The sequence below is a fragment of the Mesorhizobium sp. CNPSo 4688 genome, from assembly GCF_057784295.1.
In genome coordinates, this window is record NZ_JBWLUY010000004.1 from 62682 (window position 1) to 83351 (window position 20670).

Genomic DNA, 20670 nt, shown 5'->3' on the forward strand with positions numbered 1-20670 from the left:
CGTCACGCGGCTCGTGCCCGTGGCGCCGCCGGCAAGTCCTTCAGCAGGATTTCGATCGCGGCATCGACGACGGCTGTCCTGCGGTCGTGCGCGTAGAGACCATATTGGACGGTGAGCGGCTCGGGCACCGATGTCTTCAGCACCCGCATCGAAGCGGTGCGGACGGATTCCGGTGGAAGCAGACCGACGCCCAGTCCGTTCTCGATCGCCGCCTGCAGGCCGGTGACGCTCTGGCACGACAAAACGATCCTGTGCTGCCGGCCGGCGGCAACCAGCGCCTCGATCATGCGCCTGCGCCAAGGGCAGGTTGCACCGAAGGCGACGAGATCGAGCGGCCGTTCGGGATCCAGCGGATAGTCCGTCGCGCAGACCCACTGCAACTCGACATTCCACGTCGTCACGGCATCGGCTGCGACGACCGATGTCGGGGCAATCATGACATCCAGCGCGTCCTCGCTCCACAGCCGTCCCAGCGCGACACTGTGCTCGACCATCGCGTCAAGGCTGATGTCGGGATAGGTGCGATACAGCCGCCCGAGTGCGGCCGAGAGCGCCGCTGTCGTGACTTCCTCGGCAAGACCGATGCGCACGCCGCCGCCAATGCCGGCCTGCTGCAGACGCGCCACCGCCTCATCGCCGAGAGCGAGGATGCGGGTCGCATATCCCAGAAACAGCTCTCCCTCCGCGGTCGGCACGACGCCGCGGCCGGTGCGCTGGAACAGATGCCGTTTGAGCAGGCCCTCGAGCCGACGCATCTGCATGCTCAGCGACGATTGGGTTCTGCCGGTCTGCGCGGCGACCCTGCTCAGGCTGCCTTGCCGGCAGACCGCGACATATGTGCGAAGAAGGTCGAGGCCGATCTGTTCAGATATCACCTTCTTTGAACTCTGTTGTCACTGATATCAGTCTACAATGATATCGCGCCACGCGCTATCTCCCTTGCACGAGAACAGCGCAAGGAAGAAAACCATGAAAGCGATCCGTGTTCACCAGCATGGCGGGCCAGACGTGCTCACCTATGAGGATGTCGACATCGGCGCGCCCGGGCCGGGCGAGGTGCGCGTGCGCAACCGGGCGGTCGGCCTCAACTTCGTCGATATCTATTTCCGCACCGGCGAATACGCGCCACCCGCCTTGCCATTCATTCCCGGCAATGAAGGCGCAGGCGAAATCATCGCGGTCGGCGAAGGCGTCAGCGGCTTTGCCCCGGGCGATCGTGTCGCCTATGTCGAAACGCTCGGCGCCTATGCCGAGGAGCGCATCGTGCCGGCGCATTTCGTCGTGCATCTGCCCGACGCCATCGATTTCGAGACGGGTGCGGCAATGATGCTGAAGGGGCTGACGGCGCAATATCTGTCGCGCCGCACGTTCCGCGTCGAGGCCGGCCACACAATCCTGGTGCATGCGGCGGCTGGCGGTGTCGGCCTCGTCCTGACGCAATGGGCAAAGCATCTCGGCGCGACCGTCATCGGCACGGTCGGTTCGCCGGAGAAGACCGAACTTGCACTCGCCAATGGCTGCGACCATGTCATCGACTACAGCAGGGAGGACTTTGCCGCGCGGGTGAAAGAGATCACCCATGGCACAGGCTGCGACGTCGTCTATGACGGGGTCGGCAAGGCCACCTTCCCGGCCTCGCTCGATTGCCTGCGGCCGTTCGGCACCTTCGTCAGCTACGGCACGGCGTCGGGATCGATCCCGCCCTTCGACATCATGCTGCTGATGGAAAAGGGATCGCTGTTCGCCACCTGGCAGTTGCTGTTCCATCATCTCGCCAGACGCGAGGACTTTGTCGCCATGAGCGAGGATCTCTTCGATGTCGTGCTCAAAGGTGCGGTGAAAATCCCGGTGCATACAAGCATGCCGCTCGCGCAAGTGGCCGAGGCGCATCGCCGTCTCGAAGCGCGGCAGACGACCGGCGCTACCGTGCTAATACCGTAGAACTCAGCCCGGCCGCAGCATGGCGTGGGAAATGGCGAAGATGCGCTCGGCGCCCAGCATATAGGCCATCAGCGTCTCGCGGCGGAACAGGCCGGCATAGGCGCAGTCGAGCACGTTGAGCGAACCGGTATAGGCGCCGAAGGCCGGCATGATCATGCGGCCGCCATCGCCGGCAAAACAGCGCCGCCGCACCGAACGGCCGCGCTGGACGATGCGCGCACAGGGATGGAGATGGCCTGCGACTTCGCCCTCGGTTCGCACCTTCGACGGTTCGTGGCGGAAGAGCAGCGAGCCGATGGCGAGTTCGCGCACCGTCTCGCCCGGCAGGTCGGCCGGCGCTTCCGGGTCGTGGTTGCCGGCGACCCAGAACCAGTCGCGGCCGGCCATCAGCGCCTCCAGCCGCTCGCGGAAGGATTGGTGCATGCGCTCGGCGCCGCCGCCATCGTGGAAGGAGTCGCCCAGGCTGATGACGATCGAAGGCTGGTAGTCCGCGATCACCGCCTGCAGCCGCAGCAAGGTTGTGCCGGTATCGTAAGGCGGGATCAGGGCGCCGCGCCTGGCGAAGGACGAGCCTTTTTCCAGATGCAGGTCGGAGACCGCGAGCAGCCGCAGATCGGGGAAATAAAGCACGCCGCGGGGATCGCAGACCGCGCGTTCGCCAGCGATGCCGACCATGTCGGCCTCGGCGATTAGTGTTGCGCGCGCCAGCGAAAAATTCATTTCAAGTCAGACCCTCGTGGTCAGGTTTCGCCCTTGGCCCCATGGCCTCTTCAACCAGATCGGCGGCCTCCATGAGCAGAGACTCGTTGGCGCCGCCATTGACCGATTCCCTGCCGATCTCCAGCATCACAGGCAGAGCCAGCGGCGAAATCTGGTCGAGATGCTTATGCATGATTCGACCGCGTACACGCGAGAGCATCTCGCCAAGTCTGCTGACATCGAGCAATCCGGCCGAGGCATCGGTGCGGGTCGCCTGCAGCAGGATATGGTCGGGCTCGTGGCTGCGCAACACATCGTAGATGAGGTCGGCCGAGACCGTCACCTGGCGGCCGCTCTTCTCCTGTCCAGGAAAGCGCTTCTCGATCAGCCCGGCAATGACGGCGCAGGTGCGGAAGGTGCGCTTCAGCATCCAGCTGTCGTTCAGCCAAGCTTCGAGGTCGTCGCCGAGCATGTCCTCGTCAAACAGAGCAGCCAACGACGGCTTCTTCGCCTTGAACAAGGCCGCCATGTCGTCGAGCGCCCAGACGGCCAGCGAATAGTCGGTGGCGACGAAGCCGAGCGGACGGGCGTTGGCCCGCTCCAGCCGGCGCGTCAAAAGCATGCCGAGCGTCTGGTGTGCCAGCCTGCCCTCGAACGGATAGGCGACCATGTAGTGGCGGTTGCCGCGCGGAAAGGTTTCGACCAGAAGATCGCCCCGCTTGGGCAGCACTGACTTTTCCTTCTGCAGTTTGAGCCAGTCGGCAACCTGCTCGGGCAATGCCTGCCATTTGTGGGGATCGGCCAGCATGCCGCGCACCTGGTCGGCGAGATAGGTCGACAGCGGAAACTTGCCGCCGGCATAGGATGGCACGATGATGTTGGCGCCGGCGCCGTTCGAGACCACGCATTCATTCTCGCGAATGCCCTCGAAGCGCAGCACTTTGCCGGCGAACAGGAAGTTGTCGCCGGGCCGCAGCGTCTCGGCGAAATACTCCTCGATCTTGCCCAGCACCGGCCCACCGCGTCCGGCCATGCCGCGTCCTTGCCGAACATAGCGGACATTGAGCTCCGGCATTTCGACGATGGTGCCGACATTCAGGCGATATTGTTGCGCGATGCGAGGGTTGGAGACGCGCCACAGCCCGTCCTTGGTCTGGCGGATGCGGGCGTAGCGCTCATAGTTCTTCAGCGCATAGCCGCCGGTGGCGACGAAGTCGACGACACGGTCGAAGGTCTGGCGCTCCAGCCCGGCATAGGGCGCAGCGCTGCGCACCTCTTCGAACAGAAGGTCGGCGTCGAAAGGCGCGCCGCAGGCGACGCCCAGCACATGCTGCGACAACACGTCGAGCGCGCCATTGATCAGCGGTGGCGTGTCCTGCGCGCCGAGATAATTGGCGTCGAGTGCCGCCCGGCATTCCAGCACCTCGAAGCGGTTCGCCGGGATGAGGATCGCCTTCGACGGCTCGTCCATGCGGTGGTTGGCGCGGCCGATGCGCTGCGCCAACCGGCTGGCGCCCTTGGGCGCGCCGACATGGACAACCAGATCGACATCGCCCCAGTCGATGCCAAGGTCCAGCGTCGAGGTGGCGACGATGGCACGCAGCGCGTTGTCTGCCATCGCCTTCTCGACGCGGCGGCGCTGGCCGACATCGAGCGAACCATGATGCAGCGCGATCGGCAGCGAGTCCTCATTCGCCCGCCACAGTTCCTGGAACAGCATCTCGGCCTGGCTGCGGGTGTTGACGAACAGCAGCGTCATGCGATGCTTCTGGATCGCCTCATAAATCTCGGGAATGGCATAGCGCGCCGAATGTCCCGACCACGGCACACGCTCGCGCGAGTCGAGGATGGAGATGTCGGGCCTGGCGCCACCGGAGACGGTGATCAGCCCGGCCATCTCGCCGGCTGGATTCTGCCCGACCAGCCAGCGCCGCAATTCATCCGGTTCGGCTACCGTTGCCGACAGGCCGATCGTCTGCAGTTCGGGCACGTAGGTACGCATCCGCGCCAGGCCGAGTGCCAAAAGGTGGCCGCGTTTCGAAATCACCAGCGAATGCAGTTCGTCGAGCACGACATAGCGCAGATCCTCGAAGAAGCGCCTGGCATCAGGCGCCGCGATCAGCAGCGCCAGCTGCTCCGGGGTGGTCAGCAGAATATCGGGAGGCGCCAGCTTCTGGCGCTGGCGCTTGTGCGAGGGCGTGTCGCCGGTGCGCGTCTCGATGGTGACGGGAAGCCCTATCTCTTCCACCGGCTTGCCGAGATTGCGCTCGATATCGACTGCCAGCGCCTTCAACGGCGAGATGTAAAGCGTGTGGATGCCGCGATGCGCCTGACCGGGTTTGCGCTGGGGACGGTTGGCCAGTTCGGTCAGCGACGGCATGAAGCCGGCCAGCGTCTTGCCGGCCCCGGTCGGCGCGATCAGCAGCACGGATTGTCCGGCCTGGGCTCTCGCCAAAAGTTCGATCTGATGGGCGCGCGGCGACCAGCCCTTCTCGTCGAACCATCTGATGAACGGTTCGGGCAAGGCGACACTGGCATTCTGTTCGGCAAGGCGCGGCTGCTCGGTCACGCGAAAGAGGTAGCGCGAGCGCGCGCGAACGCCAAGCAAAATCGGAACAAAAGGTGATCGAAGAGAGCTTTCCTCGCCCGTTTACGGGGAGAGGATGCCGGCAGGCAGGTGAGGGGCAGCGCAAACTTGTCAGGTTATCGTCTTATACATTGGCAGCAGTGGGCCATGCGCCGACGTCAGCGCCTCCCCTCATCCGCCCTTCGGGCACCTTCTCCCCGTAAAATGGGGAGAAGGAAGAAGCTTACGGCCTCCGAAACCCCGTCGGCCCGCCATACAGATATCCAATCCGGTCGATCGCGTCCTTCAGCCCTTCGCGCGATACCAGCATGGTGTGGCCGTTGGCGTGGATCATATCGCGGGCGTCGGTCATGATGGCGACGTGGCCCTTCCAGAATACCAGGTCGCCGCGCTTCAGCCCGGCGAAATCCGGACCCGGATCGAGCGGCTCGCCGAGGCCTGCCGCCTGCATGTCGGAATCGCGCAGGACATTGCGACCGGCCATGCGCATTGCCAGCTGCACAAGGCCCGAACAGTCGATGCCGAAGCCGGAGGTGCCGCCCCAGAGATAGGGCGTGCCGAGAAACATCTCGGCCACCGCGACGTAGTCGTGAGCCACGTCGCCAAGCGGGCGCAGATGGCCGGCGATCAGCGCCTCGCCGGAGGGCAGCAGCGCATAGTGGGTGCCGCGCGTTTCGGCAGCGCCCGTCACCGTCACCGTCGAGCCCATCGACAGCTGGCCGGCGATCGGAAAGCGCAGATCGGCGCCGGGATACAGGAAGGTGCGCGGCGCCGCGACAATATGGGTGGGCGCATGCTCGCGAGCACCCAACATGGTGGCGCCGACATAGCCGACATAGCCGTCGCGTTCAGCCTGGACCCAGGCCCAACCCTCGGCTTCCTCGAAGACAAGCACATCGTCACCAAACAGCACCTGCGTGTTGACGCCGGCATCCGGGCGCGGCGCCTTGCGGATATCGGCCACGGAGGCCGCGATGCGCGCCGGACGGCCGGTGACGAAGCGATCGGCCGATACCTCGCCTTTCAGCCTGGCATCGGCGAGGTCGGAACGGAAGGCGTGAAGGCGGGCATCCCTGGCAGTCAAATCAGCAATCCAGCTATTGGGTATGGTCAGATGGGCAGCTCATGCGCCCGGGCAACGATACCATCGCCGAAGCGCTCGACAAAGAGCGCGCCTTCGACCGTGCGCCGGATCAGCACGTTGCGCTTGTCGAGCTCGTCGCGATGGCGCGACACCAGCTTCAGCGCGCCCATCGTATCGAGCGCGCGGGTGATGACCGGCTTGGTGACGTTGAGGCGGGCCGCCAACCCGCGCACGGTGTGCGGCGGCGGGTCAAGATAGATGGTGAACAGGATCGCCGTCTGGCGCATGGTGAGATCGGGCGCGTTATCGCGCACCTGCGACAGCATCACCTGCTGCCACAGTCGCATCGCCTGGCTCGGACGCATCGAAATCGACATCGCCCGAGCATGACGGCAAATTGTTTCGGTTCCGTTTCAGTTTGGAGACCGCGCACTATGCCTCACGACCTCAGGCATAGCGCCTCGAAATGATCCGCTCCAGCGCACGGATGCCTTGCGCCTCGCCGCCGGCAGGGCCGTAGGGGCGGTCGGACGGATTCCAGGCAAAGATGTCGAAATGCGCCCAGCCCGGCGTCCGCTCGACAAAGCGTTTCAGGAACAGCGCCGCGGTGACCGAACCGGCAAAGCCGTCGGTGGTGACATTGTTGATGTCGGCGATCTTCGAGGCCAGCCTGGCATCGTAGGGCCGCCACAGCGGCATGCGCCACAACGGATCCTCGACGGCAACGGAGGCCGCCACCAATTCGGACGCCAGCGCTTCGTCGCCGGTGTAGAAAGGCGGCAGGTCAGGACCGAGCGCGACGCGCGCGGCCCCGGTCAGCGTCGCCATGTCGATCAGCAGTTCAGGCTCCTCATCATCGGCCAGCGCCAGTGCATCCGCCAACACCAGCCGCCCTTCGGCGTCGGTGTTGCCGATCTCGACGGTGGTGCCCTTGCGGCTGGTCAGCACATCGCCAGGCCGGAAAGCGTTGCCGGCAATCGAGTTCTCAACCGCCGGGATCAGGACGCGCAGCCGGACCTTCAGCCTGGCGGCCATGATCATCGAGGCCAAGCCCAGCACATTGGCGGCGCCGCCCATATCCTTCTTCATCAACAGCATGCCCGACGACGGCTTGATGTCGAGACCGCCTGTGTCGAAACAGACGCCCTTGCCGACCAGCGTCACCTTCGGCGCATCGGCCCGTCCCCAAATCATGTCGATCAGGCGCGGCGCGCCGACAGAGGCGCGGCCGACCGCATGAATCATCGGAAAATTCTGCTTCAAGAGATCGTCGCCCTTGATCACCGACACCTCGGCCTTGTGTGTCGCCGCCAAGGTCCGCACGGCCTTTTCCAACTCGTCCGGTCCCATGTCACTGGTCGGCGTATTGACGAGATCGCGCGTCAGGAAGACGCCTTCGGCGATGCGGCGGACACGGCCCGCATCGGCGCCGGACGGCAGCGCAAAGCGCAATGCCTTGCCTGGCTTCTTGCCGTACCGGGTGAAGACATAGCCGCCGAGAACCAGGGCTATGGCCGAGAGTTCCGGCTCGGCATGCGCCGAGCCAAGGTGCCAGTCGCCCTCCGGCAGGGCTCTCGCCAGCGCACCAATGGCCAGCGCGCCCTCGCCTTCGCCAATGCCGAAAAGGGCGCCGGCAAGCGCGCCGTTTTCGCCGGGCACGGCGAGTGTCCTGCCGGCTTCGCCGGAAAAGCCATTGGCGGCCGCCCAGGTGATCGTGGAAGGCGAAAGCCCCAAGGCCTCCAGGCCATCCCTCGCGACCAGATGGACGGGCAAGGCAGTGTTTAGTGTCTCGACGAGTTCGACGGGCATTCGATGGTCTCCGCGCAGGCTTGCAAGTCGTCCCCAGTCACCTGACAGGGACGTCGAATGATTTCAACCTCTATGCACAGAGGCCAGGCATAGGAAAATTCCAAGCCAATGGCTTCCGGCGGGCCGGGTACCGATCTCAACGGGCCGCTTTTTAACTATCCGTTAGGGTTAACAGAATATTTCTGGGGGAATGAAGACGGCCACGCAATGGCCGCGCGCAGGAATGGAGAGCCCCGTGCCGATGCCGACCAACCGCAGGATGAACGTCACGGGCAAACGGTTGGTCACCACGGCGTTGCTGATGGCGCTCGCAGCCGGTGTTGCCGGGTGCGGAACCAGCAAGCTCACGACCGGCTCGATCGGGCGCACCAGCGGCAAACCGCTGGAAACCATGTCGGCCAACGAGTTGCACAGCGCGACCACGCGGCTTGGCGAATCCTACGCAAAGAATCCCAACGACAAGCGACTGGCGACAAATTTTGCGGCGGCGTTGCAGATGGACGGCGATGCAGACCAGTCGCTTGCCGTGATGCGCAAGCTCGCGATCGCCTACCCCAAGGATCGCGACGTGCTCGCCGGTTATGGCAAAGCCCTCGCCGCCAATGGCCAGTTCGAGTCCGCGCTCGACGCCGTGCGCCGGGCGCAGACGCCGGAATATCCGGACTGGCGGCTGATGTCGGCGGAGGCCGCCATCCTCGACCAGATCGGCCAGAAGGATGAAGCTCGCCAGGATTACCGCAAGGCGCTGGACCTCAAGCCAAATGAGCCCTCGATCCTTTCCAATCTCGGCATGTCCTATGTACTGGAAGGCGATCTGCGCACCGCTGAGACCTATATGCGCTCGGCCGCCCAGCAACCGAACGCCGACAGCCGGGTGCGCCAGAACCTGGCGCTGGTCGTGGGACTTCAGGGCCGTTTCGACGAGGCAGAGAAGATCGCCTCGCAGGAGCTTTCGCCCGAACAGGCGCAAGCCAATGTGGCCTACCTTCGCCAGATGCTTGCCCAGCAGAACGCTTGGAGCCAGCTCAAGGATCAGGACAAGGACAAGCCGGCGACCAACTGAGCGCCGAACACATCTCCGCGCAGCGCAAGATCCATCCACATCAAAGCTGAAAACCGAGAGCCGCATTGCATCGGCAACGCGGCTCTTTGGTATGGCCGCAACGAAGCCTACTGGCTCGAGGAATTGTGCTGGTCGCCGAAGATGCCGCGCTGGCTGACCTGAATGCCGGCTGGTCCAAGAATGATGGCGAACAACACCGGCAGGAAAAACAGGATCATCGGCACGGTGAGCTTCGGCGGCAGGGCTGCGGCCTTCTTCTCGGCGGCATTCATGCGCATGTCGCGACTTTCCGAGGCCAGCACGCGTAATGCGTGCGCCACGGGCGTGCCGTAGCGCTCGGCCTGAACCAGCGCCTGGGACACCGACTTCACCGATTCCAGGCCGGTACGAGCCGCGAGGTTTTCATAAGCCTGCTTGCGCTCCTGCAGATAAGAGAGTTCGGCATTGGTCAGCACGAACTCCTCCGCCAACGCCACCGACTGCGAGCCGATCTCATCGGCGACCCTGCGCATTGCAGCCTCTACCGACATGCCCGACTCGACGCAGATCAGCATCAGGTCGAGCGCGTCCGGCCACGCCTGCTGGATCGACTGCTTGCGTTTGGCGGCACGGTTGTTGACGTAAAGGATCGGCGCGTAGAAACCGGCATAGGCGACAAGGATGCAGACGAACAGCTTCACGAAAGCCGGCCGATCCGGCAGCCCGCCGAGCACGAACAGATAGATCGCCGCCAGCGCGAAACCGACAAAAGGCAGGACCAGGCGGAAAAACAGGAACCGCGTCAGCGGGTTCTGGCCACGAAAGCCCGCCACTTTGAGCTTCTGCAGCGTGCCTTCATCGGCCAGCGCACGCCGGAGGTCCAGCCTGTCGACGATGTTGCGCATGCCGATAGACTGTTCCTCGCGCAGGCCCTTGCGGCGCCGATCGGCTTCGTTGGCCAGCCGCGCGCGCTGCTTGGCGCGCAGCTCGTCCCGCTCCAGCGCCACCGATTTCATGCGTGCCTTGAGCTGGTTGCCACCCAGGGCCGGCAGCACCGTGAAGACGGTCGCGAACACCGCGATGCCGACCAACAATGCGATCAGGAAGGCGGGATCGGTCAGCGATTTGACGACTTGGTCGGTCATTCGTTTTCAGTCTTTTCGTTCGAGCTTTCCGAAGTCGGGCCTAAACCTCAAAGTTCATCATCTTGCGCATCACCAGAATGCCGATAGACATCCAGACGCCGGAACAGCCGAGGATCAGATTGCCGGTGCTGGTGGTGAACAGCGGCATGATGTAATTCGGGCTCGACAGGTAGACGAGAAGGGCGACGACGAAAGGCAGAGCGCCGATGATGACGGCCGACGCCTTCGCTTCCATCGACAGCGCCTGGACCTTGGCCTTCATCTTCTTGCGGTCGCGAAGCACGCGCGAAAGGTTGCCCAGCGCCTCGGAGAGATTGCCGCCGGCCTGCGACTGGATCTGGATGACGATGCCAAAAAAGCTTGCCTCGCTGCATGGCATGGTTTCGGCCATGCGCAAGGTGGCATCGGGGATGGACATGCCAACCTGCTGTGAATCGACGATGCGGCGGAACTCGGTCTTGACCGGCTCCGGCGATTCATTGGCGATCAGGCGAATGGCGTCGTTGAGCGGCAGGCCGGACTTGACGGCGCGCACTATGATGTCGAGGGCGTTGGGAAATTCGTTGAGGAACGCCTTGACCCGGCGCGCGCGGCGAAACGAGACGAACCAGCGGGGCAGGCCGAGCGCGCCGGCCAGCAGCGCGCCTGGCAAGACCAGCAGCGGCGCGCCTGCGAAATAGGCAAGCGCCGTCAGCGCGATGCCGCAAAAGAGGGAGTAGAGATAGAAACGCTCAATCGAGACCTGCATGCCGGCCTGACGGAGCAGGGCCTTCAGCGGCGGCTTCTTGACAACGCGTTCGGTGGTCTTCTGCTTTTCGTCGAGCTGTTTCAGTGAATCCTGGACGGATTTGCGCCGCTTGGCCGCCTCCGCGACACGGTCGCGTGAAGCCTTGACGACCGAACGATCGGTCTCGGCGGCTTTGATCGTCTCGAGCCGCTTGCCGGCCTGCTTCTCGTTGTTCATCTGGGTGAACAGGAAGGCATAGGCGACCGCGCCGGCGCTGAAGCCGGCGAGCACGATGAACGCCAGTACGGTGGTGTCAATTCCGAACATCAACCTTGGTCCCCACGCCTCCAGATGCGTCAGTCAGCGCGTTTCTCCATCGATTCCAGCGCATTGGCGAGGCGCTGTTCCTCGCCATAGTAGCGGGCACGATCCCAAAAATGCGGACGGCCAATGCCGGTCGAGACATGCTCGCCCAGCAGCCTGCCGTTCGAGTCCTCGCCCTTGATGTTATAGAGCACGAGATCCTGCGTGATGATGACGTCGCCTTCCATGCCGATCACCTCGGTGATGTGGGTGATGCGGCGCGACCCGTCGCGAAGGCGTGCTGCCTGGATGATGACATCGATGGAGCCGACGACGATTTCGCGCACGGTCTTCTGCGGCAGTGAATAGCCGCCCATGGCGATCATCGATTCGATACGGTTCAGACATTCGCGCGGGCTGTTGGAGTGGATCGTTCCCATTGAACCGTCATGGCCGGTGTTCATCGCCTGTAGCAGGTCGAAAACCTCCGGTCCGCGCACTTCGCCGACGATGATGCGTTCGGGCCGCATGCGCAGGCAGTTCTTGACCAGGTCGCGCATGGTCACCTCGCCTTCGCCCTCGAGATTGGGCGGGCGGGTTTCGAGACGCACCACATGCGGCTGCTGCAGTTGCAGCTCGGCCGAGTCCTCGCAGGTGATGACGCGTTCCTCGCGGTCGATATAGTTGGTCAGGCAGTTGAGCAGCGTCGTCTTGCCGGAGCCGGTACCGCCGGAGATGACGATGTTGCAGCGGACGCGGCCGATGATCTTGAGGATCTCGGCGCCCTGCGGCGAGATGGCGCCGAACTTGACCAGCTGATCGAGCGTCAGCTTGTCCTTCTTGAACTTGCGGATGGTGAGCGCGGTGCCGTCGATGGACAGCGGCGGGGCGATGACGTTGACGCGGGAACCGTCGGGCAGGCGGGCGTCGCAGATCGGGCTCGATTCGTCGACGCGGCGGCCAACCTGGCTGACGATGCGCTGGCAGATGTTGAGCAGTTGCTGATTGTCGCGGAAGCGGATGCCGGTCTGTTCGACCTTGCCGTTGACTTCGATGTAGACGTTCTTGGAGCCGTTGACCATGATGTCGGCGATATCGTCGCGGGCAAGCAACGGCTCCAGCGGGCCGTAGCCCAGCACGTCGTTGCAGATGTCTTCGAGCAGCTCTTCCTGCTCGGCAATCGACATTGCGAAATTTTTGATGGCGATGATGTCGTTGACGATATCGCGGATTTCCTCGCGCGCGCTCTCGGGATCGAGCTTGGCGAGCTGCGACAGGTCGATGGTGTCGATAAGCGCGGAGAAGACCTGACTCTTGGTGTCGTAGTAGGTCTCGCTGCGTTCGCGCTGGACCTTTCTTACCGGCTCCGGCGCCATTGGCGGCGCCTCAACAGCACGGCGAGCGGGCGGCATTGCCGGCGCAGCAGACGGCGACGCTGCGGCGGGCCGGGAAAGAACGGCCGTGTCCGCGGGCTTTGCAGCCGCCGGCGCCGCTGGCGGCGGTGCTGGATGACGGAATTCCGGGGTGGACCGGCTACCGTCGTCGGAGCCTCTTTTACCAAACATGATCGACTACCAATTCCGCTTGAGAAGCGTCATTTCTTGTTACGCGAGAACTTGCCGAGCAGGCCGCCAAGGCCTGCCTTCTTCTTGGCCTTGATTTCGCTGCGACCGGTCAGCACATGCGCGATTTCATTGATCATCCCGACGACCGGGCTCTTGGCATCCATCTCGCCCAGCATGCGGCCGTTGTTGGCGGCGTTTCCAAACAGCAACGGGTCGAAGGCGATCACCGACATCGGCGTGATGCCGAGCGGCTCGGCGAAGTCGGAAGCTGATATTTCGGGTCGTTTCGGCACCCCGGCCTGATTGATGATGAGCTTCGGCGGCGCATCGTTCGGCCGAAGCCGCGTCAGCATATCGACCATATTCTTGGTGTTGCGCAGATTGGCCAGTTCCGGTGTCGCCGTGATGACGATCTCGTCGGCCTTCATCAGTGTGTTCTTGGTCCAGCCGGTCCAGACATGGGGGACGTCGAGCACCAGCAGCGGCACGCTGCGCTGCGCGGTGTCGATGAGTTGTGTGAAGGCCTCGGGATCAAAATCGTAGACCCGCTCCAGAGTGGAGGGCGCAGCAAGCAACGACAGATGCTCGGCGCACTGGGCAAGCAACCGGTCGAGATAGACCTCGTCGACGCGTTCGGGCGAAAACACGGCCTCGGCGATGCCTTGCGCCGGGTCCTGGTCGAAATTAATGTTGGCCGTCCCGAAAGCCAGGTCGAGATCGGCGACGACCACTTCCGACTTGAACAGGGATGACATCGCCCACGCCACATTGTGAGCGATGGTCGAGGAGCCGACGCCGCCCTTGGCGCCGATGAAGGCAATCGAGCGGCCGATCGGCTCGGCCTCCGGATCGACGAAGATCGACGACACCACGGAGACGACATCGGCCATCGACACCGGCGCGATGACATATTCGGAAATACCGAAGCGGATAAGTTCGCGGTAAAGCCCGACATCGTTGTAGTGGCCGATCACCACGACTTTCGAGGAGGGATCGCAATATTCGGAAAGCTGGGCAAGCTGCTCCAGCAATTGCTTCGGTTCGCTGCGTGATTCCAGCAGGATCAGGTTCGGCGTGGGCGCCGACTGGTAGAATTCGATTGCCGTGGCGATGCCGCCCATATGCACTTTCAGATGCGCCTTCGCCATGCGGCGGTCCTCGCCGGCCCGCTCCACCGGATGCGCGACACCTTCGGTCTCGCAAAATGCCTGGATCGAAATACGCGGGACCGGCCGCAGCGCCTGCATCGCGGCAATATCTGATTGCGAGCTGTCGCCGCCGTCTACGGGCGCGTCGTAGGCAAGATTGCTCATCGTCATGCTCTTTCCGTGACTTCTCTTTCCGGTCTCGTGGGACTGGCGCTCCTAGTACGTCACTTCCGAATTGCCGAGGAACTCGTCCGAGATACCCCTACCGCGATAGACGTCGATCACCGCACCGCGGTTCTCGGCGTCGATATCGGTCGACTTTCTTGGCCCCAGCAGATCGGTCGGATTGGCGAGCTGTGCGGCGAGGTTGTTCTGAGACGAGCAGCCGTAATCGGCGTAGTGCTTGTTTTCCGAGGTCTCGAACAAGTCCTCGGGCCAGCGCCCGCATTTGTCGGTCTGGGCCCTCACCGAAATATAGGAGACGCGGATAGGCGCCGAGGCTTCCGGGGAAACCGACTGATAGGAGGTAACGACGATCCGGTTTCGCTTGATGCCGCTGGCAACCGCCAGCCTGGCGAAATCGCGCGCCGCGGCAGTCGCTGCCACCTCGTTGGCCGAGCCGATCGGGGTTGCGATCGTCAGCGCCGGGGCAGCGCTCTTGTCGTAGCCGTCGAGGAAGCCGAGAAGCGTATCGCGCTGCGAGCCGGTCATGCCGCGATCACCCGCGCCGACCGGAAGGTCGATCTTCTGGTTCTTCTCGGCAATGACGATCGGATGCGTGGTGCGATAGTCATCGGGGATTGCCCCAACCGTGATGCTGTCGCGCTTGGCGCAACCGGCGAGCGAGGCCGCGATCGCGATCGCCAGGATCGGTGTTGCCGATCGGCGGATCCGGGCACCACCGGACCGCACTGTTGCGGCGACCGCCATTGCCTTCGATGCTGACTGAGACATGTCCGCTCCCCGCTTACTTGTAGATGAAGCCGACAACGCCGTGGTAGCGGCCGTTGGGCTTGTCGGTCTGCATGGTGCCGTAGACGCGGTTGACGCGGCCAAGGAACATGGCCGGGCCATCGCCGGCGGCGTTGAAATTGTCGTCCGGCTTGGCCAGGTCGTTGCGCGCCACCGGCCGCGCCAGATAGGGCGTGATGATGATCACCAGCTCGCTTTCGTTGCGGACGAAATCGCGGCTGCGGAACAACGTGCCGAGCACCGGGATCTTGGCAAGGCCGGGCAGACCCGAGACCGCCTGGCGGACGTCGTCGCGAACCAGGCCGGCGATCATCATCGAGCCGCCTGACGGCAATTCGACGGTGGTGTCGGCAAGCCTCTTGCGGATCGACAGGAGCGTCGTGCCGGGCAAGTTGGCGGCGCCCTCCAGGGTGGTCGCACCTTCCATGGTCGGCTCCGACACGGAGGTCCTGACCTTGAGGCTGATCCGGCCCGCCGACAGCACAACGGGCTGGAACTCGAGGCCTATGCCGTATTCGAGCTTTTCGTTGGTGTAGGTTACCTGGCCGGTCTGGTTGTCGGTCGAAACGTTGCTCGTACGTGCGGTGATAAGATTGAATTCGCCGCCGGCCCTGAACGTTGCCTTCTCGCCCGAAACCGCCGTGAGGGTCGGCTCGGCAAGCGTCTTCATGACGCCGCTTTGCTCCATGGCGTTGATGTAGGCTTGAAGGCCATTGCCTTTCCCGTCACCCAGCAGATTCAACCCCGAATTCTGCGAAATCGGTTTGCCCAGCCCGTAGTTGGCCGAACTCAGCGCACCGTAGGAAATGCCGTCAATGCTGCCGTTGCCGACCATATTGACGCCGAGCTGCTTCATCACCGAGCGGCTGACTTCGGCCACGGTCACCTTCAGCGTCACCTGGTCGTCGCCGATGATCTGCAGCAGGTTGACGATCTTCGAGACCCGGCGTTCGGCATCCGGATTGTTGATGTCGACGCCGCCATTGGCATTGCCACCGGCCGCGGTCTGCGAGTACTGGCCGGTCGTCGCTTCACCGCCGGACACGAAGATAGTTGCCAGATCGACGGCGCGCTTGGCATCGAGCGGCGTATCCACCGTGCCGGTCAGGACGACGTTGTCGTTCAGCAACTCGACCTTGATGTCGGCCGTCGGCAGGAAGCGCTTGAGATAGTCGTCCAACCCGGCGACGTCGCGTTCGACGGCCAGATCCAGACTGACGATCTGCTCGCCATTGGGACCGAAGACGAAGATGTTGGTTTCGCCCACTGCCTTGCCGAACAGATAGATGCGCCTTGCCGTGCGCGTCACCGCATCGGCGACTGCGGGGTTGGCAACAAGAATGTCGTAGGCGTCGCTTGGCAGGTCGATGACCACCGATTTGTTGAGGCCGAGCTTGACGCGTTGCGTGGCAGTCGAAGCCGTGACCCCGGCCCTCTTGCCGGCGGCCTTGGCCTCAATGAGGCCACTTGCGTGCGCTCCAAGGAAAAGCAGGCCGATTGCCGCAGCCATGGTGACCGGCAGTTTAGCGATTAGCCTCATTTCCTTGCCCCTACTTCGGAAACTTCGCCCGATTTGATCAACCGCACCGTTCCGCGCCGCCCATTGCCGGAAACGAGGTAGTCGGCTTCATCCGTATGTTTTTCCTTGTTGTCGGTGATCGAACGCAGTGCCAGCGTCAGGCGATCGGCCATCTGCTGGGCGACAGTGATGATCTCGGCCTGCTGCGGCGTCAGCTCCAGCGTCGCCGTCTGTCCGACCCTGGTCTTCTTGCCTTCCTCGTCCTCCTGGATGGTCTGGTCGATCGCCAGGACGCGGATGTTCTTGAGGATGGTTTCTGTAGTGAATCCGCTGCCGGCGTTGCCGGTGTCGGATCTGCGGGTCATGATGACGTCGACAAAATCGTTGGGCAGGATAAAGCCGCCTGCCGACGTATCGGCCGAGATCGCGGTGGCGACGGCCCGCATGCCGGTGGGCAGGATCGACGACATGAAGCTCTGCCCCTCGCCGATCAGCTTGGAGCGCCGCAAGGGCTCGCCGGTGTACATCGCGACGCGGGCAACAGAGCCTTTCAGCTTCTCCAGCGCGTCGGGTTCGACGGCGCGGGTGATGAAATTCGCGTTGATCCCTTCGGCCGGCCAGGACTCCCAGCTGATGTTGTTCTCAAGCGGACTGCCCATGGCGACGTCGCCGGAAAGCACGAGTACATCCTGCAAGGCGATTGCAGGCGCCTGAGGCGCGTCGACGACGACCTGTTGGGGCGGCGAGACCGCCACCATGTTCTTGGCAACGTAACCTGCACCACCCGCCGCAGCCACCGCCACGCCCAGAATGATCAGTCGGGATGCTGGCATCTGTCCGAACCCTCGCCTTTAGGCAAACCACCTATCCAGGCCGGACTTTGCAGCGGCAATCGTCAAAACAAGGTTAATGTAATGCTTACGATCGTGATTAATTTAAGGTTTACATAAATTGGACACATCCAACGCTGCGATAAACAAAAAGGCGGCCAACCCGCCTCTTTTCATCGATGCCGGAGCGGCAAAGAGGTTCGCTGTATCAGCTCGCCAGCCTTGCCAATGCCCATACCATCAAAGGTGAATCCGGATAGGTCAGCAGCCCGCCAATGCCGAGTGCAATGCCGTAGGGAACGCCAGTCGTGTCGTCGGCGAAATGGCGCAGGAACGGATTGTGGCTGGTATAAGTCGCCAGCGGCGATTTCCGATAGAGAAGGATGGCGAGCGTCAGCAGGCCACCAATGAACGTCGAGATCACGAGATACTCGACAAGGTGATGGTTGAACCCTATCCAGACGGCGGTGCCGGCGAGCAGCTTGGCGTCGCCCCCCCCCATGCCGCCAAGCGCAAACAGACCGAACGTCACGGCCAGCACCAGGGCGCCGGCAGCGAAATGCCAGCCATAGGTTGCCCAGTCCATGCCCGTCAGCGGCGCAACCAGGGCAAACACCGCCAGTAGCAACACCGGTACGCGGTTGGCGATCGTCATCGACAGCATGTCGGAGATCGCGGCAAAGAGCATGCAGAAGGGAAAGACGACGAAGATCAGGGCTTCAAGCATCGCGTGGCGCCTTGGTCAAATTGTATCGGCTTCAGCCTAGACAGGTTCGATTAACGATTGATGAGGCAGCGATCTCAAATTTACCGGTGTCGCCTGCGAATTGCGATTCAGATCCTGCGCATCGCACAAATGAAACAAGGGCCGCAAACAGCGGCCCTTGTTCCCAAACAACCACTGATCCGTAAGTATTACGGAGCCACGCCGGTCGAGACGGCGGTGGCGATGTCGTTGAACTTGACGCCCAGGGCGTTGCCGAGCGAACCAGCACCGACCATGATGGCAAGCGCGATGAGAGCGGCGATCAGACCGTATTCGATAGCGGTCGCGCCGGACTCGTCCTTCACGAAACGTGCGATGAGATTAGACATTCGAGAGCTCCTACTCCACGTGTTACAGCACTTCCGTCAACTTCTGTGTGGTGGTTGATCGGATGCTGCCAATCTAGGGAGAAGCTCTTTCAATCGGCTTAATAAACAGCCTTACCGATTCCTTTCGCGCCTCGAACAGCTTGCGTGGTTAACCGTAAACTAAACGCCGAACAGCGGCTCGCCTACCCGTGAAAAGGCCGCGAAAGCTGGAGCTTCAGGGCTATCGGCAGGACGCTCTTTATATTAGCCAGTGGCAAAATGCCTGCGGATATCCCAGGCCCGGTCATCGGCTTAACCGTTGGTTCACCAATCTCCTTCATGTTCCGTTGAACAAGTTCGCCGTGGAGCGCCTCGATGACCGCCATGAAATCGTCATTCCTGCTTGCCGCGCTTCTCGCCGTTCCGGCTTTTGTGCTGCCGGCCAAGGCCGGAGCCGGCATCGAAGTGACTATGAACCAGGCCAAGATCGTCAAACTGACACGCCCAGCCGACACAATCGTTGTCGGCAATCCGGCGATTGCCGACGCCTCCGTCCAGGATGCATCGACGATCGTGCTGACGGGCAAGGGGTTCGGCGTCACCAATCTGGTTGTCCTCGATCAGGAGGGCAGCCCAATCATCGACGAGCAGGTGACGGTGGTGCGCCAGGACGCGTCGTCGGTGCGTATCTACAGGCGCGCTTCGGTACAGACCATGTCCTGCACGCCCTATTGCGAGAGCTCGTTCAAGAGCGAGTCGGAGAAGGCCTCCGAAGCCGAAATGAGCGCCGGCCAGTAAGCGCCTGGGCTGCTCAGTTCCCCGAAAATGTCACTTCGGTTAGCGGCCGGTTAATGCCTTTCCGTCGAATTTAACGGTCATCCAAACCGGACCTCAATGGGTTCTCGCTAATGTTGCTGACGGCACCGCATCAGGATCGGCAGGGACGTGACATGGGGGCGACGTTTTGGACGGGCGTTTAGACGAGGATTCAGGACGCGAGATCGCGAAGGGCAAGGCAGGACGCGTAACGTTTACCCGCCGCTTCCTTGGCGATCGTCGCGGCAGCACGGCGATGGAATTCGCCATGCTGGCGATCCCGTTTGCGCTTCTCGTCTTCGCCATCCTCGAGAGCTGCATTTCATTTGCCGGACAGGAGGTGATGGCCAACATCACCGACGACGTCGCCCGCCAGGTGCGCACCGGCCAGCTGAAGCCGGCCGACCTGACCGGAACCAAGCTCCGGGACCTCATCTGCACCAGACTGGAGATCATGGTCGCCAAAACCTGTCCGGGACTGCTGGTGGATCTGCGCGAATATCCGACCTTTGCCGATGCCGCCACGGCTGGCTTCAAGATCGTCAATGGCGAGATCGTGCTGACGCAAGGCACGAATTCGATGAGCTTCGCCGTGACGCCGGGCCTGGCGGAAACGAAGAACATGCTGCGGGTCTTCTACAAATGGCCGGTCATGACCGATTTCATGGCCAAATCGATGGCCAATCTGAAAGACGGCAACACGCTGCATTTCGCATCGGTGACCTGGCAGAACGAACCGTTCGACGACTGAGAACGCAGCGTTATTTTGGCTTAAAGGGAAACAGGCATGTATCGTGCGGGGGCACATCAGGGGTTTTCGAGTATCTGGGCAAGAGCGATGCGATTCTGCTCGGATCGCCGCGGCGTCGCGGCCATCGAGTTCGCCTTCATCGTGCCTGTGCTGCTCATCATGTATTTCGTGACCATGGAGGCGTCGCAGGCCATCGAGACCAGCAAGAAGGTCAGCCGCATCGGCTCCATGGTTGCGGATCTCGTGACACAGCAGACGTCGGTCACGCAAGCAGACCTCGATGCGATCATGAAGATCGGTACCTCGACCCTGCAGCCCTACAACCGCTCAACGCCGACGATCATCGTCACGGCAATACAGGTCACGACCGAGACGCCGCCGAAGGTAAAGGTCGTGTGGTCGCGCAAGCTGGTCGAGGGCGCCTATAGCGTCGACGCCGCCAAGGACACCATCACGACAGTTCCCTCCACGCTCAAGATCGCTGACACGTTCCTCATCCGCGTCGAAAGCAGACTCGGTTACAAACCCATCATCACCTGGTCTGCCGACAGCGAAAAGCGACTTGGTCTGACCTCGGCCTTCGACTCGATAACGATGGGCGAGACCTATTACCTCAGGCCGCGCCGGGGCCCGACCGTCCCCTGCAGCAACTGCTGAA

21 protein-coding genes are annotated in these 20670 nt (G+C 62.8%); 5 read left to right on the forward strand and 16 right to left on the reverse strand.

Annotated features, from left to right (window positions below; genetic code table 11):
• Positions 1 to 2: 2 nt before the first annotated feature.
• Complete coding sequence (locus AC04SH_RS08415; RefSeq protein ID WP_488574675.1) at positions 3 to 875, reverse strand: LysR substrate-binding domain-containing protein; 873 nt, start codon at positions 873 to 875, stop codon at positions 3 to 5.
• A 94-nt stretch (positions 876 to 969) separates the two neighbouring features.
• Between AC04SH_RS08415 and AC04SH_RS08420 the strand changes: the two genes are divergently transcribed.
• Positions 970 to 1941: a quinone oxidoreductase family protein gene (locus AC04SH_RS08420; RefSeq protein WP_488574676.1), complete on the forward strand. Its 972-nt coding sequence runs from the start codon at positions 970 to 972 to the stop codon at positions 1939 to 1941.
• Positions 1942 to 1944: 3 nt separating this feature from the next.
• Here the strand turns inward: AC04SH_RS08420 and pdeM are convergent, their stop codons facing one another.
• From pdeM to AC04SH_RS08445, 5 genes are all read right to left on the reverse strand, one after another.
• Positions 1945 to 2661, reverse strand: coding sequence for a ligase-associated DNA damage response endonuclease PdeM (pdeM, locus tag AC04SH_RS08425; RefSeq protein WP_488574677.1), 717 nt, complete (start codon positions 2659 to 2661; stop codon positions 1945 to 1947).
• Position 2662: 1 nt separating this feature from the next.
• Positions 2663 to 5209 carry a ligase-associated DNA damage response DEXH box helicase gene (locus tag AC04SH_RS08430; RefSeq protein WP_488574905.1) on the reverse strand — a complete coding sequence of 849 codons (2547 nt, stop codon included), beginning with the start codon at positions 5207 to 5209 and terminating at the stop codon, positions 2663 to 2665.
• 241 nt (positions 5210 to 5450) lie between these two features.
• A complete protein-coding gene (locus AC04SH_RS08435) occupies positions 5451 to 6311 on the reverse strand; it encodes a C40 family peptidase (protein ID WP_488574678.1) in 861 nt (286 codons plus the stop codon).
• A gap of 26 nt (positions 6312 to 6337) precedes the next feature.
• Complete coding sequence (locus AC04SH_RS08440) at positions 6338 to 6688, reverse strand: MarR family winged helix-turn-helix transcriptional regulator (protein ID WP_142868371.1); 351 nt, start codon at positions 6686 to 6688, stop codon at positions 6338 to 6340.
• A 70-nt stretch (positions 6689 to 6758) separates the two neighbouring features.
• Complete coding sequence (locus AC04SH_RS08445; RefSeq protein ID WP_488574679.1) at positions 6759 to 8120, reverse strand: leucyl aminopeptidase family protein; 1362 nt, start codon at positions 8118 to 8120, stop codon at positions 6759 to 6761.
• Between the two features lie 241 nt (positions 8121 to 8361).
• Here AC04SH_RS08445 and AC04SH_RS08450 point away from each other — a divergent pair, with 241 nt between their 5' ends.
• Positions 8362 to 9183 (forward strand): tetratricopeptide repeat protein, encoded by an 822-nt coding sequence (locus AC04SH_RS08450; protein WP_488574906.1) that lies wholly within the window; start codon positions 8362 to 8364, stop codon positions 9181 to 9183.
• Between the two features lie 107 nt (positions 9184 to 9290).
• On the opposite strand, the gene AC04SH_RS08455 is transcribed toward AC04SH_RS08450, so the two are convergent.
• From AC04SH_RS08455 to AC04SH_RS08500, 10 genes are all read right to left on the reverse strand, one after another.
• Positions 9291 to 10307: a type II secretion system F family protein gene (locus tag AC04SH_RS08455; RefSeq protein WP_192256893.1), complete on the reverse strand. Its 1017-nt coding sequence runs from the start codon at positions 10305 to 10307 to the stop codon at positions 9291 to 9293.
• A gap of 40 nt (positions 10308 to 10347) precedes the next feature.
• The gene (locus AC04SH_RS08460; protein ID WP_192256891.1) at positions 10348 to 11361 is read right to left on the reverse strand and encodes a type II secretion system F family protein; all 1014 of its coding nucleotides are present in this window, start codon (positions 11359 to 11361) and stop codon (positions 10348 to 10350) included.
• Between the two features lie 29 nt (positions 11362 to 11390).
• A complete protein-coding gene (locus AC04SH_RS08465; protein WP_488574680.1) occupies positions 11391 to 12902 on the reverse strand; it encodes a TadA family conjugal transfer-associated ATPase in 1512 nt (503 codons plus the stop codon).
• 29 nt (positions 12903 to 12931) lie between these two features.
• A complete protein-coding gene (locus AC04SH_RS08470) occupies positions 12932 to 14215 on the reverse strand; it encodes a CpaE/TadZ family protein (RefSeq protein WP_488574907.1) in 1284 nt (427 codons plus the stop codon).
• Positions 14216 to 14266: 51 nt separating this feature from the next.
• Complete coding sequence (locus tag AC04SH_RS08475) at positions 14267 to 15004, reverse strand: CpaD family pilus assembly protein (RefSeq protein WP_488574681.1); 738 nt, start codon at positions 15002 to 15004, stop codon at positions 14267 to 14269.
• Between the two features lie 13 nt (positions 15005 to 15017).
• Positions 15018 to 16562 (reverse strand): type II and III secretion system protein family protein, encoded by a 1545-nt coding sequence (locus AC04SH_RS08480; protein ID WP_488574682.1) that lies wholly within the window; start codon positions 16560 to 16562, stop codon positions 15018 to 15020.
• The gene (cpaB, locus tag AC04SH_RS08485; protein ID WP_477233679.1) at positions 16559 to 17374 is read right to left on the reverse strand and encodes a Flp pilus assembly protein CpaB; all 816 of its coding nucleotides are present in this window, start codon (positions 17372 to 17374) and stop codon (positions 16559 to 16561) included. Before cpaB ends, AC04SH_RS08480 begins: the two co-directional genes overlap by 4 nt.
• A gap of 205 nt (positions 17375 to 17579) precedes the next feature.
• Complete coding sequence (locus tag AC04SH_RS08490) at positions 17580 to 18098, reverse strand: A24 family peptidase (RefSeq protein WP_488574683.1); 519 nt, start codon at positions 18096 to 18098, stop codon at positions 17580 to 17582.
• Between the two features lie 188 nt (positions 18099 to 18286).
• Positions 18287 to 18466 carry a Flp family type IVb pilin gene (locus tag AC04SH_RS08495; RefSeq protein ID WP_142868381.1) on the reverse strand — a complete coding sequence of 60 codons (180 nt, stop codon included), beginning with the start codon at positions 18464 to 18466 and terminating at the stop codon, positions 18287 to 18289.
• A gap of 182 nt (positions 18467 to 18648) precedes the next feature.
• Complete coding sequence (locus tag AC04SH_RS08500; protein WP_488574684.1) at positions 18649 to 18831, reverse strand: hypothetical protein; 183 nt, start codon at positions 18829 to 18831, stop codon at positions 18649 to 18651.
• On the opposite strand from AC04SH_RS08500, the gene AC04SH_RS08505 reads away from it, so the two are divergent.
• The 3 genes from AC04SH_RS08505 to AC04SH_RS08515 all read left to right on the forward strand — a co-directional run bounded on the left by AC04SH_RS08505 (position 18821) and on the right by AC04SH_RS08515 (position 20669).
• Positions 18821 to 19243, forward strand: coding sequence for a pilus assembly protein N-terminal domain-containing protein (locus AC04SH_RS08505; protein WP_352555265.1), 423 nt, complete (start codon positions 18821 to 18823; stop codon positions 19241 to 19243). The genes AC04SH_RS08500 and AC04SH_RS08505 overlap by 11 nt on opposite strands.
• A 274-nt stretch (positions 19244 to 19517) precedes the next feature.
• The gene (locus AC04SH_RS08510; RefSeq protein WP_488574908.1) at positions 19518 to 20012 is read left to right on the forward strand and encodes a TadE/TadG family type IV pilus assembly protein; all 495 of its coding nucleotides are present in this window, start codon (positions 19518 to 19520) and stop codon (positions 20010 to 20012) included.
• 36 nt (positions 20013 to 20048) lie between these two features.
• On the forward strand, positions 20049 to 20669 hold the full coding sequence (locus tag AC04SH_RS08515; protein WP_477233677.1) for a TadE/TadG family type IV pilus assembly protein: 621 nt from the start codon (positions 20049 to 20051) through the stop codon (positions 20667 to 20669).
• Position 20670 lies beyond the last annotated feature (1 nt).

Coding starts and splice junctions, on each gene's coding strand:
- AC04SH_RS08490 (WP_488574683.1), bottom strand. CDS start 18,098: ATGCTTGAAGCCCTGATCTTCGTCGTCTTTCCCTTCTGCATGCTCTTT.
- cpaB (WP_477233679.1), bottom strand. CDS start 17,374: ATGCCAGCATCCCGACTGATCATTCTGGGCGTGGCGGTGGCTGCGGCG.
- AC04SH_RS08445 (WP_488574679.1), bottom strand. CDS start 8,120: ATGCCCGTCGAACTCGTCGAGACACTAAACACTGCCTTGCCCGTCCAT.
- AC04SH_RS08510 (WP_488574908.1), top strand. CDS start 19,518: ATGGAATTCGCCATGCTGGCGATCCCGTTTGCGCTTCTCGTCTTCGCC.
- AC04SH_RS08460 (WP_192256891.1), bottom strand. CDS start 11,361: ATGTTCGGAATTGACACCACCGTACTGGCGTTCATCGTGCTCGCCGGC.
- AC04SH_RS08420 (WP_488574676.1), top strand. CDS start 970: ATGAAAGCGATCCGTGTTCACCAGCATGGCGGGCCAGACGTGCTCACC.
- AC04SH_RS08500 (WP_488574684.1), bottom strand. CDS start 18,831: ATGGCGGTCATCGAGGCGCTCCACGGCGAACTTGTTCAACGGAACATG.
- AC04SH_RS08440 (WP_142868371.1), bottom strand. CDS start 6,688: ATGTCGATTTCGATGCGTCCGAGCCAGGCGATGCGACTGTGGCAGCAG.
- pdeM (WP_488574677.1), bottom strand. CDS start 2,661: ATGAATTTTTCGCTGGCGCGCGCAACACTAATCGCCGAGGCCGACATG.
- AC04SH_RS08450 (WP_488574906.1), top strand. CDS start 8,362: ATGCCGACCAACCGCAGGATGAACGTCACGGGCAAACGGTTGGTCACC.
- AC04SH_RS08465 (WP_488574680.1), bottom strand. CDS start 12,902: ATGTTTGGTAAAAGAGGCTCCGACGACGGTAGCCGGTCCACCCCGGAA.
- AC04SH_RS08470 (WP_488574907.1), bottom strand. CDS start 14,215: ATGAGCAATCTTGCCTACGACGCGCCCGTAGACGGCGGCGACAGCTCG.
- AC04SH_RS08505 (WP_352555265.1), top strand. CDS start 18,821: ATGACCGCCATGAAATCGTCATTCCTGCTTGCCGCGCTTCTCGCCGTT.
- AC04SH_RS08495 (WP_142868381.1), bottom strand. CDS start 18,466: ATGTCTAATCTCATCGCACGTTTCGTGAAGGACGAGTCCGGCGCGACC.
- AC04SH_RS08455 (WP_192256893.1), bottom strand. CDS start 10,307: ATGACCGACCAAGTCGTCAAATCGCTGACCGATCCCGCCTTCCTGATC.
- AC04SH_RS08480 (WP_488574682.1), bottom strand. CDS start 16,562: ATGAGGCTAATCGCTAAACTGCCGGTCACCATGGCTGCGGCAATCGGC.
- AC04SH_RS08515 (WP_477233677.1), top strand. CDS start 20,049: ATGTATCGTGCGGGGGCACATCAGGGGTTTTCGAGTATCTGGGCAAGA.
- AC04SH_RS08475 (WP_488574681.1), bottom strand. CDS start 15,004: ATGTCTCAGTCAGCATCGAAGGCAATGGCGGTCGCCGCAACAGTGCGG.